Raw genomic sequence first — 13,480 nt, forward strand, 5'->3', positions numbered from 1 at the left:
CTCATTCCGAAGCGCGTCCTGCATTCCGCTCGCTCCTCAGCATCCGGCGTCGGGGTTCTCCGAGCACCACTGCACCCACTCGGAGACGTTCTGCTCGTGTTCGGCGTAGTCGGTGGAGAACTTCGTCTCCCCGGTGTTCAGATTCACGCTCACGAAGTACAGCCACGGCCCGTCGACCGGATTCATGGCGGCGTCGATCGCAAGATCACCGGGGTTCGAGATAGGGCCGGCAGGCAGCCCGACGTGCATATACGTGTTCCACGGGTTGTCGTCGTTGCGCGCCTCGGCCGATGTGGACGCGGAGCCTGCGTGCGCCTCGCCGTAGCCGTACTGCACGGTCGAGTCCATCTGCAGGAGACCGTTCGTGTCGCCCCATGTGTCGGAGTCGAGCCGGTTGTGGATCACGCGGGAGACCTTGTAGAAGTCGTCTTCGAAGCGCGCCTCGCGCTGGATGATCGATGCGATCGTGAGCACCTCGTGCACGTCCTCGTCCGACACACCCGCCGAGTCGAGCGACTCCCTGGTGCGGTCGACGAGCCGCTGCACGACGTCCTGTGCCGAGGCATCCGGATCGAAGGTGTAGGTCGCGGGGAAGAGCCAGCCCTCGAGGCTGTCGGCGTCCACGCCGTACTGCGACGGGTCCGCCGTCGCCTCCTCGAGGTCGGAGGCCGACACCTCGATGCTGTCGGAGATGCGGGTGATGGACGCCTCCACCGTGAGCCCCTCCGGCAGCTGCACCGTGTTCTCCTGACGGTTCTCAGGATCGTCCAGCGCTTCGACGACCGCAGCGCTGGTCATCTTCTGCTGCAGCTGGTACACACCGGGGTACAGCTTCGGATTCAGCTCGTTCTCGCGCAGGTAGCGGGTGAAGGAATCGGACTCGAGTGTGACGCCCGCGTCGAACAGCTTCGGAGAGATGGCTTCGCCCGTGTCGCCTTTGTCCACCGTGATGAACACTTCGCCGGATGCCTCACCCTCCTCGTAGTCGTGCGGGCCGTCCAGACCGAGCACCTCCTGGATCCGGTCCCCGTAGGTGCTCCAGGCCCACACGCCGCCCGCTGCAAGCCCGCCCACGAGCACGAGCACGATGATCGCGGCGATCAGGCAGCCCTTGCCCCGTCTGCGCGGGCGCTCCTCTGGTTCGCTGTGCAGCAGTGCCTCGATCGAGCTGCCCTCGGGCATCGTTCGCGCGGGACCGGCCGGCGCGTCGCTGCGAGTTCTGCGTGTGGCGGCTGAGCCGCTCTCCGCGTCCTCACGCGCGACCCGCTTCGTGCCGTCGGCTGCCGCAGCCTCGGCCGGATCGTCGGCGTCCTCGTGCCGGAGAGACGTTCCGAGGCCGTTGCCGTCAGCTTCCGGCGTCGCCTCGTTCGCTCCGTCTCCGGCACCCTCGCGTCGATCCGGCGAGACAGACGCCGTGGGGCCGGGCTCGGCCCGTTCCGCGGCAGAGTCGGGACCGCTCGTCTCCTCGCCCGTCGCCGGGCCGGCCGAGGCGGCTTTCCCGGTGGGCTCCGACGCCTCGACTCGCTCGGTGCGGCGGTTGTCCGGGGGCGCCGCGTCGGCGTCGGTCGGGGCCGACGCCTCACGCTCATCCGGAACGTCTGCCGCCGATTCATCGGCCTGCTGCGCCCGTGCGCGCTCGCGCGCCTCACGGCGCGACAGCGGCCGGCCTGGCTCGTCGGGCTGCGGGTCGTCGGTCATCTGCGTCACTCCGGGAGGGAAACGGGCTCGCCGGCGGGGGCGCCGGTGCTCTTCTCACTGTCGACCGCGTGCTGCAGGAGCACGACCGCGGCCACCTGATCCACTACCTTACGAGACCCTTTCTGGCTTCTCCCGGATTGCCGCAGCGCCTGATGGGCCGTGACGGTGGACAAGCGCTCATCGACGAGCCGAACCGGCACCTCGCCGCGCGCGGCCAGTTCCGCGGCGAAGTCACGGGCATCCTGAGTCGACGGAGTGTCGTCGCCGCGAAGGTTGAGCGGCAGCCCCACGACGAACTCGATCGGCTCGTACTCGGCAGCGATATCGAGGACGCGGGCGATGGCTCGCTCGTCGCGCGGCACAGTCTCCACCGGCACGGCGAGCATGCCGTCCGGGTCGACGCGAGCGACGCCGACACGGGCCTTGCCGGGGTCGATGCCGATGCGGACGCCCCGCCGGAAGTCCGTCACGACTGCAGTGCCTCCGCCGCCCGTCGCACAGCCTCGAGCGCGGCGGGGATGGCCGCCGCGTCGGTGCCGCCGCCCTGAGCGAGATCGGGTTTGCCGCCGCCGCCGCCGCCGAGCACGGAGCTTGCGGCCTTGGCCAGGTCGCCGGCCCTGGCACCCGCGTCGCGAGCCCCCTCGTTCGTGGCGACCACGACGACGGGGCGACCGTTCGCCTCGCCGACGAGTGCCACGACCGCCGGCTCCGAGCCGAGGCGCTCGCGCACCTGGGTGACGAGGCTGCGCACGTCGTCACCTGAGGAGACGGCACCGATCGACTCCGCGACGAGGGCGACGCGTCCGGCGGCTGCGGCCCTGCCGGCAAGCTCGGGAACACGCTGCTGCAGCGCCTGCTGCTCGAACTGCGCGATCTTCTTCTCAGCGGCCTTCAGGTTTGCCGCGAGTTCTGAGACGCGCTCGGCGAGCTTGTCCCGCGGCGTCCTCAGCGAGCTGCTCAGCTCGGTGACGAGGGCGCGTTCACGGGTGAGTTCGCGGAAGGCGTCCTGGCCGACGAGCGCCTCGACGCGACGGTTCGCCGCGCCCACGGAGGACTCGCTGGTCAGCGAGATGAGCCCGACCTCCGCGCTGGACGACACATGCGTGCCCCCGCACAGCTCGCGCGACCACGGTCCGCCGATGTCGACCATCCGGACCTTCTCGCCGTACTTCTCGCCGAAAAGCGCCGTGGCGCCGGCCGACTTCGCATCGTCGAGCGACAGCACCCGAGTGGAGACCTCGAGGTTCGCGCCGACCGCGTTGTTCGCGATCTCCTCGATCTCGCTCTTCGTCGCGTCGGAGAGGGCCTGCCCCCAGGAGAAGTCGAAGCGCAGGTAGCCGGCTCTGTTGAGGGAGCCCGCCTGGGTCGCTCCCTTGCCGAGCGTGTCGCGCAGGGCGGCGTGCACGAGGTGCGTTGCGGAGTGCGCGCGCTCTGCCGCGCGACGGTTGGCGGCGTCGACGACGGTCGTGGCCGGCTGGTCGACGCCGACCTCGCCGCTCGTGACGAGCACCGTGTGGCTGACGAGCCCCGACACGGGTCGCTGCACATCGAGCACGTCGAGTTCGTAGCCGGGGCCGACGATCGTGCCCTTGTCGGCGACCTGACCGCCCGACTCCGCGTAGAGCGCGGTCTCCGCCAGAATCACCTCGGCGGTCTGCCCGGTGGTCGCCGACTGAGCGGGCGAACCATCGACGATGAGGCCGAGCACGCTCGTGGACGTCTCGAGGTCGTCGTAGCCCGTGAAGACCGTCTCCCCCTTGGCCCGGAACTGGCTGTACACGCCGACGTCCGCGATGGCGCGCTTGCGCGATCGGGCGTCATCCTTCGCGCGCTGCCTCTGCGCCTGCATCAGGCCGTCGAACGCATCTCGGTCGACGGTGAGGCCAGCCTCCTCCGCGATCTCGACGGTGAGGTCGATCGGGAAGCCGTACGTGTCGTGCAGCAGGAACGCCTGGTCGCCGGCGAGGCCCTTCCTTCCCGCGGTGGCGGCCTTCTCGACGGCGGTGTCGAGAATCGTCGATCCGGCACTCAGCGTGCGCAGGAAAGTCTCCTCCTCCGCGAAGGCATAGGCGGAGATCCTGTCCCAGTCGGTCTCGAGCTCGGGATAGGTCTGCTTCATCGCATCGCGCGATGTGGCGAACAGCTCCGGGAAGGTCGCTTCTTCCACGCCGAGCAGGCGCATCGAGCGCACCGTCCGGCGCATGAGCCGGCGCAGGATGTAGCCGCGCCCTTCGTTCGCGGGTGTGACACCGTCCGAGAGCAGCATCAGCGACGAGCGCACGTGATCGGCGATCACGCGGAAGCGCACGTCGTCTTCGCGCGCGGCTCCGTAGCGCCTGCCGCTCAGCTCGCTGGCGCGGTCGAGCACGGGACGGACCTGGTCGCTCTCGTACATGTTCTCGACGCCCTGCTTCAGGAACGCGACGCGCTCGAGCCCCATGCCGGTGTCGATGTTCTTCTGCGGCAGGCCGCCGACGATGTCGAACTCCGTCTTGCTGCGCACGTTCTCGAGGCGGTCCTGCATGAACACGAGATTCCAGATCTCGATGAACCGACTGTCGTCCACCGCCGGCCCGCCGTCGCGTCCGTACTTCGGCCCGCGGTCGAAGAAGATCTCGGAATCGGGACCGCCCGGCCCCGGCTGGCCGGTGTGCCAGTAGTTGTCCGCGCGGCCGAGACGCTGAATGCGCTTCTCATCGAGTCCGATGACGTTGCGCCAGATGTCGTGCGCCTCGTCGTCCGTCTCGTAGATCGTGACCCACAGGTCCTTCTCGTCGAAACCGAGTCCGCCGTCCGAGTCGCTCCTGGTCAGCAGCTCCCATGCGTACTCGATGGCGCCGCGCTTGAAGTAGTCGCCGAAGGACCAGTTGCCCAGCATCTGGAAGAACGTGCCGTGCCTGGCGGTCTTGCCGACCTCTTCGATGTCGTTCGTGCGGATGCACTTCTGCACGTCGGCGATGCGCGAGTGCGCAGCAGGAACCACGCCCGTCAGATACGGGATGAACGGCACCATACCTGCGACGGTGAACATCAGCGTGGGGTCATCGCTGACCAGCGACGCCGACGGAACGATCTGGTGGTCGTTCTTCTCGAAGTAGTCGAGGTAGAGCTGCGCGATGTCGGCGGTCTTCATAAGTGCGTGTCGTGTCCTTGCTGATGCGAGCGGGGCCGGGCCGCGCGAAACGGCCTCGTAGTGGATCGCTGGTTCAGGCGTCGCGCCGACCCTGCTCGGCGTAGTACGCCTCGCTGAGCCGGTCGGTGAACTCCGTCACCCGTGCGTCGACCCTGCCGAGCAGCTCGTGCCCGCGCGGATCCTTGTTCATGAAGTGGGCGGCGACGAATCCGCCGATGATGCCGAGCAGGAACCACAGCAAGCTTTTCATGTCGCCCTTCCCAAGATGTGCGTTCTGACCATCGTACCGACCGATAGTGTGCGGAGAGTGACGAGAACGCCGTTCCCTCGATCCGTGCTCCTCGCCGCACTCGGGCCGGCCGCCGATGCGCTCCGTCCGGAGGTCGCGCAGTACGCAGCCGGTCCCGGTGACGGCGTCGCGGTCTGCGACGGTGTGTTCGCAGTCGCGGGGAGCCGCTGGGGTCGCCTCGGTCTGCTGGCGCGGCCGTTCGTCGGCTCCCACCTGATGATCACGTCCTACGGCGCCGACGTGCCCTTCCACGTGGAGAACCGGCTCGAGCAGGGAGTCGACGGCGTCGCCGAACTGCATGCGACGCGCACGTTCCGCTTCGCGCAGCGCACGGAGACGTTCGTCGACGTGCTCCGCGTCGGAGAGCAACCGGGTACCCTGGTGAACCGGCTCGGCGCAGCACAGCGCGTAGAGCTGACTCTGCGGTGCGAGGCGACGCCCGAGGGACACCTCCGGCTGCGGTCGGAGCGCGCAGTGCTGAAGCTCGGGCGCCTGCGCATCTCGCTGCCAGGCCTCTTCTCCGTGAGTGTGCAGGTCGAAGACGGCTTCGATGACGACACCGGATGCCAGACAGTTCGTGCGCTTGCCAGGAACCCGCTGCTCGGCACCGTCCTGACGTACCGTGGCAGCTTCCGCTGGCACATCCGCCGCCCCTGACCCGCCGGCTTCCGGCCCGGCCCTGCCGACCCCGGATCGCTTCCCGTGTGCCGAGTTGCGCCAGAACGTCGGCGGAATCGCAGTTCCGCGCACCGGATCTGAGGCGCAGCCGCGGCGCAGGACGCACGAAGGGCGCCGGGGTGCTCCCCGGCGCCCATCGACGACCGCGTCAGCGAGCTGCGTAGTACTCGACGACGAGCTGCACGTCACACGTGACGGGGACCTCGGCGCGCTTGGGACGGCGGACCAGCTTGGTCTGGAGCTTGTCGAGCTCGACCTCGAGGTAGCCGGGGACCGGGGGCAGCACCTCGGCGTGGCCGCCGGCTGCTGCGACCTGGAACGGCTCGGTGCCCTCGCTGCGCTCCTTGACGTGGATCGTCTGGCCCGGCTTCACACGGAACGACGGACGATCGACGATCTTGCCGTCGACGAGGATGTGACGGTGCACGACGAACTGGCGAGCCTGCGAGGTCGTGCGGGCGAAGCCCGAACGCAGCACGAGCGCGTCGAGACGCATCTCAAGCAGCTCGACGAGGTTCTCACCGGTCAGACCGTCGGTGCGGCGCGCCTCGTTGAAGGCGATGCGGAGCTGCTTCTCACGGATGCCGTACTGCTCGCGCAGACGCTGCTTCTCCTTGAGACGAACCGCATAGTCGCTGTCGGACTTGCGCTTCGTCCGGCCGTGCGGGCCGGGGCCGTAGGGGCGCTTCTCCATGTAGCGAGCGGCCTTGGGCGTGAGCGCAACGCCGAGCGCGCGGGAGAGGCGAACCTTGCGGCGGTCCTGGGACTTCGTAGTCATGATTCCTTTCACGTGGCCGCGACTTTCGCGTGCCTACGGACGTACATCCCCGCTTCTCCGGATGACGGCGTACGCCGGACTGCCGTCTGGATCATGCAGCGGGGTGTGCCCGAAGTTCGAGCCGATCAAGCTTACCAGACAGACGAACGGTCGGCGTGCACGGCGCTGATGGTGCGAGCGTTCAGACGACGAGCCGAGAAACTCGCCCCGTCCACGAGGCGGGAGAACACCGAAGCAGCTGCTGCAGCCTGCGTGGCCCGCCGAAAATTCCGCGCATCATCGGCGTCGCCCGTCAGGCACCGCCGATGATGCGCCGGATCTTCTCCAGCCGTTCACCGATCTCACGCTCGCCGCCCAGCGGGCGCGGTTCGTAGTAGCGACGGCCGCGCAGCACATCCGGGAGGTACTGCTGCGCCACGACGCCGATATCGCTGTCGTGCGGGTAGGCGTAGCCCTTACCGTGGCCGAGGCGCTTCGCGCCCGCGTAGTGCGCGTCGCGCAGGTGGAGCGGAACGGGCCCCATCTTTCCGGCACGAACATCTGTGAGGGCCTGATCGATCGCGTTGATCGTCGCAGGCGACTTCGGCGCCGTGGCGAGGTAGATGGTCGCCTCGGCAAGCGGAATGCGCCCTTCCGGCATGCCGATGAATGCCACGGCGTCGGCTGCAGCGGACGCGATCTGCAGCGCCCGAGGATCGGCGAGACCGATGTCTTCCGCCGCGTGCACCACGAGGCGGCGCGCAATGAACCGAGCGTCCTCCCCCGCTTCGATCATCCGCGCCAAATAGTGCACGGCGGCATCCGGATCCGAGCCGCGGATCGATTTGATGAACGCGCTGATGACGTCGTAGTGCTCGTCGCCCTGGCGGTCGTAGCGCAGCAGCGCCCTGTCGACCGCCTGTTCCACATGACTCTCGGTCACCCGTGTGACCGGGAGACCCTCACCGTCCGGTGCCTCTTCCGCCTCGGCGCGCTCCGAAACGCTGACGCCTGCCGCCGCCTCGAGGGCCGTCAGCGCCCGACGGGCGTCTCCGCTGGCCAGCTGGATCAACCCTGCCCGCGCTTCCGGCGCCAGTTCGACCTGCCCCTGCAGCCCCCGTGCATCGGTGAGCGCACGGTCGATGAGCGCTCCGAGATCGTCGTCGGTGAGCGGCTTCAGGGTGAGCAGCAGCGAACGCGACAGCAGCGGAGAGATCACGGAGAACGACGGATTCTCTGTCGTCGCCGCGATGAGGATGACCCACCCGTTCTCAACGCCCGGGAGCAGTGCGTCCTGCTGAGCCTTGGTGAAGCGATGGATCTCGTCGAGGAACAGGATCGTCGACTGGCCGTACAGGTCGCGCTGATCGAGCGCTTCCTTCATCACCTCTCGCACGTCCTTCACCCCGGCGGTGATCGCCGAGAGCTCGACGAATCGACGACCGGATGAGCGCGCGATCGCCTGCGCAAGCGTCGTCTTCCCGGTGCCGGGGGGACCCCACAGGATCACCGAGACCGTTCCCGGCTTCGCCGCAGCGGGGTCTGCGAGCGCCACGATCGGCGACCCCGGCTTCAGAAGATGCGCCTGCCCGGCCACTTCGTCGAGAGACACCGGACGCATCCGCACGGCGAGAGGCGTCTGGCCCGTGAAAAGTGCGGTGTTCGTCACTCCTTCAGCCTACGCGGGGCATCGGACATCGCGACGTGACGGTAGGCTCGTCGCGTGGCACACGGCAAGTCGAAGACGCAGCGCGAGGAGCGCGAACGCGCCCAGCGGTACATCGCCCGCACCTCGATGCATAAACAGCAGCAACGGCGCAGGAAGCGAGACAACATCGTCGCCTCGGCTGCAGGAGCCATCGTGCTCGCGGCCGCGATCGGTGCACAGATCGCCTATTACGGCGCAGGACCGGGCGTGGCGGAGCTCGAACCCGCCCCGACGTCCACGACGGATGTGCCCTCTCAGGAGCCCACGCCGCTGCCGCTCGGCGAGTGAGCAGACCCGGATGCCCCGCACCGCAGCGGGCATCCGGCAGACATTTCCGCACGCGAATCCCGTAGGCTGGGCCCGTCCCTCGTCCTTTCTGCGGTTCGCCGCCCAAGGAGCCCCAAAGTGAGCACCCCCGACCACACCAACGACGACAGCACCACGCCGGAGCACTCGGCCGCGGCGCCGGCCGAGACACCGCAGCCCGCCGCCGCGACGACCGCTCCGGAGATCGATCCGAACGCGACGCAGACCGACGCCGAGGCGACAGCGTCCGCGGTGGAAGCGGCGACGGACGACGCGGAGTCGACGCAGGTCTCCTCTGAGGAGGCGCAGGCCCAAGCGGAATCCGCTGAGGCCCCGGCGCCCGAAGTCGCGCAGGACGCACCGGATGAATCGGCTGGCGAGAAGATCGCCTCTGCCGACGCGTCGTCGACAGAGGCAGAACCCGCCGGAGCATCGCCTCTGGCCGCTGAGGCCCCGCAGAACGCCTCGAACACAGGGACCGCGGGCGAATCGACGGCTGCCGCAGACGCACCTGAGTCGGCTCCCGCCGCACCGATTCCGACACCCGCCGCGGTGCCGAGGCCGATGCCCCGCCCCACACCGGCGGCGGTCCCCCACCCCAACGCCCCCGTCGCTCCCACAGCACCCGCCGTGCCGACGACTTCTGCGGCGGAGGCGGAGCAGTGGGGCCGCATCGAATCCGACGGCACCGTTGCCGTCCGCGAGGGCGACGACTGGCGCGTCGTCGGCGAGTATCCCGATGGCACGCCGGAAGAGGCACTGGCCTATTTCGTACGCAAGTTCAACGATCTCGAGGTCCGCGTCGTCACGCTCGAACAGCGTCATGCAACCGGCGGTGCATCCGCCTCCGACCTGCGCAAACAGGCTGCCGCGCTGAAGGGCGAGGTCGTCGGTGCCGCGGCCGTCGGTGATCTCCTCGGTCTCGCCGGCCGCCTCGACGCACTCACCGCTGCGCTCGCCGAAGCGAGCGAGGAGGAGGCCGCGGCCAACCGTGCCGCCCTCGACGCAGCCATCGCCGAGCGCGAGTCCATCGTCGTGAAGGTCGAGGAACTCGCGGCCCGCGATCCGAAGCAGGTGCAGTGGAAGCAGGCCTCGGCCGAGCTCGACACGGTCTTCGCGGAGTGGCAGAACCACCAGAAGACCGGTCCGCGCCTTCCGAAGTCTGTGGCTCAGGCGCTCTGGAAGCGGTTCCGCGATTCGCGTGCGACCTTTGAACGCAATCGCCGCGCGTTCTTCGCCCAGCTCGACGAAGAGCACAAGACTGCTCGCGACCGCAAGGCGCGCATCGTGGAGCGGGCCGAGGCGCTCGCGCCGCAGGGCGAACAGGGCATTCCCGCCTACCGCGCACTCCTCGACGAGTGGAAGGCCGCTGGCCGTGCCGGCCGCAAGACCGACGACTCGCTGTGGGCGCGTTTCAAGACGGCAGGCGATCTGCTGTACGGCGCCCGCGCCGAGCGCGACGCTGCCGAACAGGCGGAGTCGCAGCCGCGCATCGCCGCTCGCGAGGAGCTGCTGCGCGAAGCGGCAGCGGTCTCCGATGAGAAGGATCTGGTCAAGGCGCGCAAACTGCTCACGAACATCCAGGACCGCTGGGAGGACGTCGGCCGCATCTTCCCGCGCGAGGCGGAACGCGCCCTCGACGGCAAGATGCGCCAGATCGAGCAGGATCTGAAGCGTCGTGAAGAGGTCGACTGGAAGAAGAACGATCCCCGCACCAGGGCACGCGCGAACGACATGTCCCAGAAGCTGGAGGACGCGATCGCCGCGCTCGAAGCGGATCTCTCCGCCGCTGAGGCAACAGGCGACAGGCGCAGGATCGACAAGGCGCGCGAAGCGCTCGAGGCACGGCGCGCCTGGTTGCGCGCAATCGGCTGACACAGTTTCCTCAACAGTCGCCTCTGGCCGCGTGCCGGGGGCGACTGTTCTCCACAGGGGTTCCGAATGAGACCGGGGCGCGCGAGCCTGGAGTCGTGACCAGCCACCTCATCCGGATCGAGCGGCTCAGCCAGACGGAACTCTGCGCCGCGCGTCTCGACGGCGACGTGTTCGAGCTCGGCGGCGGCTACATGCCGGCAGACGCCGTCGACGCACCGGCTCTTCGCGCAGCGACGCTGCGCGAAGTCTTCGGCAGAGACCTCGTCGCGGTGGGTATGAGCGCGGCGTGGGTGCACGGCGCCACCGACTCCGAGCCGATCGTGCACGTCGCACAACCGCTGAATGCCCACCGCGATCCGCGCCGCGAGCCCGGGCTGCGGGTGCGCGATCGGCCGGCCGCCCCCGGCGATGCGATCGGTGTGGACGATATCGCCGTGCTGACAAGAGCATGCACACTCGCCGATCTCGCATTGGCCGCTGCTGCGGTCCGAGACGACAGGCCTCGGCGGCTGTCGGCCCACTCGGCGGGCCCGTCGCTGCACCAGGCCATCGCCACGCTCGCCTCCGACCGCAGCACGCTCGGCGATGCCCTCGCCTGGCTCGACGCGCATCTCACGCCGCACAAGCGCGACGCGCTGCGACTCCTGAACTCCCTTGGCGTCGATGCCGCTGCCGCCCCAGAGGCGGAGCGGCCTCGTCAGCGCACTACGCCGAGGTGACCCGGTACACGTCGTAGACGCCGTCGATGCGGCGCACGGCGTTGAACACCCTGTCGAGGTGCACGGAGTTGCCCATCTCGAATACGTACCGGCTGATGGCCAGGCGCTCACGAGTCGTCGTGACACTGGCGGAGAGGATGTTGACATGATGCTCGCTGAGCACGCGCGTGATATCAGCGATGAGGGCAGCCCTGTCGAGTGCCTCGACCTGGATGTGCACGAGGAAGACGCTGCGTTCCGACTCGCCCCACTCGACCTCTATGAGTCGTTCCGAGTCCTTCTTCAGCGCCTTCACGTTCGTGCAGTCCACTCGATGCACACTCACACCGGAGCCGCGCGTGATGAAGCCCACGATTGCGTCGCCGGGCACCGGCGTGCAGCACTTGGCGAGCTTGACGAGGATGTCCGCGTCGCCGCGCACGAGCACGCCCGATTCGTTCCCGCTCGACGGCCGCCGTGTGGCCGGCAGATCGATCGGACCGGTGACCGGCTCGCTCGTCTCGAGCAGCCCTCCCACCTTCTCGAGCACCGACTGCGTCGACACGTGCCCCTCGCCCACCGCGGCATACAGAGCGGAGACGTCGTCGTAGTGCAGCAGGTGCGCCGCCTCGCCGAGCGAGTCCTTCAGCCGCTTCAGCGGAAGGTGATGGCGCCTCATCGCACGCAGCAGCGAGTCCTTGCCCTGCTCGATGGCCTCGTCGCGGCGCTCCCTGGTGAACCAGCCGCGGATCTTGTTGCGCGCACGGGTGCTCTTGACGAAGCCCAGCCAGTCCTGGCTCGGTCCGGCATCCGGGTTCTTCGATGTGAACACCTCGACGACGTCGCCGGATCGCAGCTCCGTCTCGAGCGGGACGAGGCGCCCGTTCACCTTCGCCCCCATGGTGCGGTGACCGATCTCCGTGTGCACCGCGTACGCGAAATCGACGGTCGTGGCACCGGCAGGAAGCCCGATCACGCGCCCCTTCGGCGTGAAGACGTAGACCTCCTTCGCGCCGATCTCGAAGCGCAGCGAATCGAGGAACTCACCCGGGTCCTTCGTCTCCGCCTGCCAGTCGGAGATCCGTGCGAGCCACGCCATGTCCTGGCCTGACGCCCGCTCATCGAGTTTGCCGCCCGTGGCGTTCATCCGCTCTTTGTACTTCCAGTGCGCGGCCACGCCGAACTCGGCCTGCTGGTGCATCTCCTCCGTACGGATCTGGATCTCGACCGTTCGCCCGCCGGGGCCGATCACGGTCGTATGCAGCGATCGGTAGAGGTTGAACTTCGGAGTGGCGATGTAGTCCTTGAACCGGCCGGGCAGCGGCGTCCAGCGCGCGTGGATCGCGCCGAGGATCGCGTAGCAGTCGCGCACCGTCTGCACGAGCACCCTGATGCCGATCAGGTCGTAGATGTCGTCGAAGTCGCGGCCGCGCACCACCATCTTCTGGTAGACGGAGTACAGCTGCTTCGGCCTGCCGCCGACGGAGCCCCGGATGCGCAGCTGCTGCAGATCAACGGAGACGTCGTCGATGACGCGGCGCACGTACTCCTCGCGTTTCGGCGTGCGCTGCTTCACGAGGGCATCGATCTCGTTGTAGATCTTCGGGTACAGCACCGCGAAGGAGAGGTCCTCCAACTCGCTCTTGATGGCCTGGATTCCGAGCCGGTGCGCCAACGGCGCGTAGATTTCGAGAGTCTCCGTCGCCTTCTTCTTCGCCTTCTCCGGCGGCACGAATCCCCACGTGCGCGCATTGTGAAGGCGGTCGGCGAGCTTGATGACGAGGACCCGGATGTCCTTGCTCATCGCGACGATCATCTTGCGGACCGTCTCGGCCTGAGTGCTGTCGCCGTACTTGACCTTGTCGAGCTTGGTCACGCCGTCCACGAGCAGTGCGACCTCATCGCCGAAGGTCTCACGCAGTTCCTCGAGCGGATAGCCGGTGTCCTCGACAGTATCGTGCAGGAGGGCGGCGGAGATGGCGCGTGGGCCCAGGCCGAGACCCGCCAGGATCTCCGCCACCGCGAGAGGGTGTGTGATGTACGGCTCGCCGCTCTGCCGCTTCTGCCCGCGGTGCTTCTCCTCGGCGACGGAGTACGCCTTCTCGATGATCGCGAAGTCGCCCTTGGGGTGGTTCTGGCGTGCGATGGCGACGAGCTTGGCGACGTCGGCGTGCCGGGGAGCACGGGAGAAGATGCGCGGCACGAGGCGGCGCAGGCTCGGGCTCGAGGCCGTATCGGTCATTCAGCGCCTCCCCGTGTTCCCATTCCGTTCATCCTACGCCGAGACGAGGGGCGTGCCCGACCGCTCGGATCGGACACGCCCCTCGTCATCGCACCG

The 13,480-nt window shown here is 68.5% G+C and carries 11 protein-coding genes; 4 read left to right on the forward strand and 7 right to left on the reverse strand.

Annotated elements, in window-relative coordinates; genetic code table 11:
- Positions 1-36 precede the first annotated feature (36 nt).
- From mltG to DZG09_RS16630, 4 genes are all read right to left on the reverse strand, one after another.
- Entirely contained in the window at positions 37-1,698 is a 1,662-nt protein-coding gene (gene mltG, locus DZG09_RS11800) for an endolytic transglycosylase MltG (RefSeq protein ID WP_119697902.1), read from the reverse strand.
- 5 nt (positions 1,699-1,703) lie between these two features.
- The gene (gene ruvX / locus DZG09_RS11805; protein ID WP_119697903.1) at positions 1,704-2,168 is read right to left on the reverse strand and encodes a Holliday junction resolvase RuvX; all 465 of its coding nucleotides are present in this window, start codon (positions 2,166-2,168) and stop codon (positions 1,704-1,706) included.
- The gene (gene alaS, locus DZG09_RS11810; RefSeq protein WP_119697904.1) at positions 2,165-4,831 is read right to left on the reverse strand and encodes an alanine--tRNA ligase; all 2,667 of its coding nucleotides are present in this window, start codon (positions 4,829-4,831) and stop codon (positions 2,165-2,167) included. The genes ruvX and alaS overlap by 4 nt, the downstream gene beginning before the upstream one ends.
- A 73-nt stretch (positions 4,832-4,904) precedes the next feature.
- The gene (locus DZG09_RS16630; protein ID WP_162893296.1) at positions 4,905-5,081 is read right to left on the reverse strand and encodes a hypothetical protein; all 177 of its coding nucleotides are present in this window, start codon (positions 5,079-5,081) and stop codon (positions 4,905-4,907) included.
- Positions 5,082-5,138: 57 nt separating this feature from the next.
- Between DZG09_RS16630 and DZG09_RS11815 the strand changes: the two genes are divergently transcribed.
- Positions 5,139-5,777 (forward strand): DUF4166 domain-containing protein, encoded by a 639-nt coding sequence (locus DZG09_RS11815; RefSeq protein WP_162893297.1) that lies wholly within the window; start codon positions 5,139-5,141, stop codon positions 5,775-5,777.
- A 169-nt stretch (positions 5,778-5,946) separates the two neighbouring features.
- Here the strand turns inward: DZG09_RS11815 and rpsD are convergent, their stop codons facing one another.
- Both rpsD and DZG09_RS11825 read right to left on the reverse strand, forming a co-directional pair.
- Complete coding sequence (gene rpsD, locus DZG09_RS11820) at positions 5,947-6,576, reverse strand: 30S ribosomal protein S4 (RefSeq protein ID WP_119697906.1); 630 nt, start codon at positions 6,574-6,576, stop codon at positions 5,947-5,949.
- 292 nt (positions 6,577-6,868) lie between these two features.
- The gene (locus DZG09_RS11825) at positions 6,869-8,176 is read right to left on the reverse strand and encodes a replication-associated recombination protein A (RefSeq protein WP_119698015.1); all 1,308 of its coding nucleotides are present in this window, start codon (positions 8,174-8,176) and stop codon (positions 6,869-6,871) included.
- Between the two features lie 102 nt (positions 8,177-8,278).
- Between DZG09_RS11825 and DZG09_RS11830 the strand changes: the two genes are divergently transcribed.
- The 3 genes from DZG09_RS11830 (at position 8,279) to DZG09_RS11840 (ending at position 11,163) form a co-directional block, all read left to right on the forward strand.
- The gene (locus tag DZG09_RS11830; RefSeq protein WP_119697907.1) at positions 8,279-8,551 is read left to right on the forward strand and encodes a dioxygenase; all 273 of its coding nucleotides are present in this window, start codon (positions 8,279-8,281) and stop codon (positions 8,549-8,551) included.
- Positions 8,552-8,668: 117 nt separating this feature from the next.
- Entirely contained in the window at positions 8,669-10,444 is a 1,776-nt protein-coding gene (locus DZG09_RS11835) for a DUF349 domain-containing protein (RefSeq protein WP_338039997.1), read from the forward strand.
- 95 nt (positions 10,445-10,539) lie between these two features.
- Positions 10,540-11,163 carry a hypothetical protein gene (locus DZG09_RS11840; RefSeq protein ID WP_119697908.1) on the forward strand — a complete coding sequence of 208 codons (624 nt, stop codon included), beginning with the start codon at positions 10,540-10,542 and terminating at the stop codon, positions 11,161-11,163.
- Here DZG09_RS11840 and DZG09_RS11845 read toward each other — a convergent pair.
- Positions 11,150-13,384, reverse strand: coding sequence for a RelA/SpoT family protein (locus tag DZG09_RS11845; protein ID WP_119697909.1), 2,235 nt, complete (start codon positions 13,382-13,384; stop codon positions 11,150-11,152). The genes DZG09_RS11840 and DZG09_RS11845 overlap by 14 nt on opposite strands.
- Between the last annotated feature and the right edge of the window lie 96 nt (positions 13,385-13,480).

Origin of the sequence: Microbacterium halotolerans (genome assembly GCF_003569805.1) — a bacterium.
Lineage (GTDB): Bacteria > Actinomycetota > Actinomycetes > Actinomycetales > Microbacteriaceae > Microbacterium > Microbacterium halotolerans.

Bases quoted from the DNA above. Each gene is read 5' to 3' on its own strand.
- mltG (WP_119697902.1), bottom strand. From the start codon at position 1,698: ATGACCGACGACCCGCAGCCCGACGAGCCAGGCCGGCCGCTGTCGCGC.
- alaS (WP_119697904.1), bottom strand. From the start codon at position 4,831: ATGAAGACCGCCGACATCGCGCAGCTCTACCTCGACTACTTCGAGAAG.
- DZG09_RS16630 (WP_162893296.1), bottom strand. From the start codon at position 5,081: ATGAAAAGCTTGCTGTGGTTCCTGCTCGGCATCATCGGCGGATTCGTC.
- rpsD (WP_119697906.1), bottom strand. From the start codon at position 6,576: ATGACTACGAAGTCCCAGGACCGCCGCAAGGTTCGCCTCTCCCGCGCG.
- DZG09_RS11825 (WP_119698015.1), bottom strand. From the start codon at position 8,176: ATGCGTCCGGTGTCTCTCGACGAAGTGGCCGGGCAGGCGCATCTTCTG.
- DZG09_RS11845 (WP_119697909.1), bottom strand. From the start codon at position 13,384: ATGACCGATACGGCCTCGAGCCCGAGCCTGCGCCGCCTCGTGCCGCGC.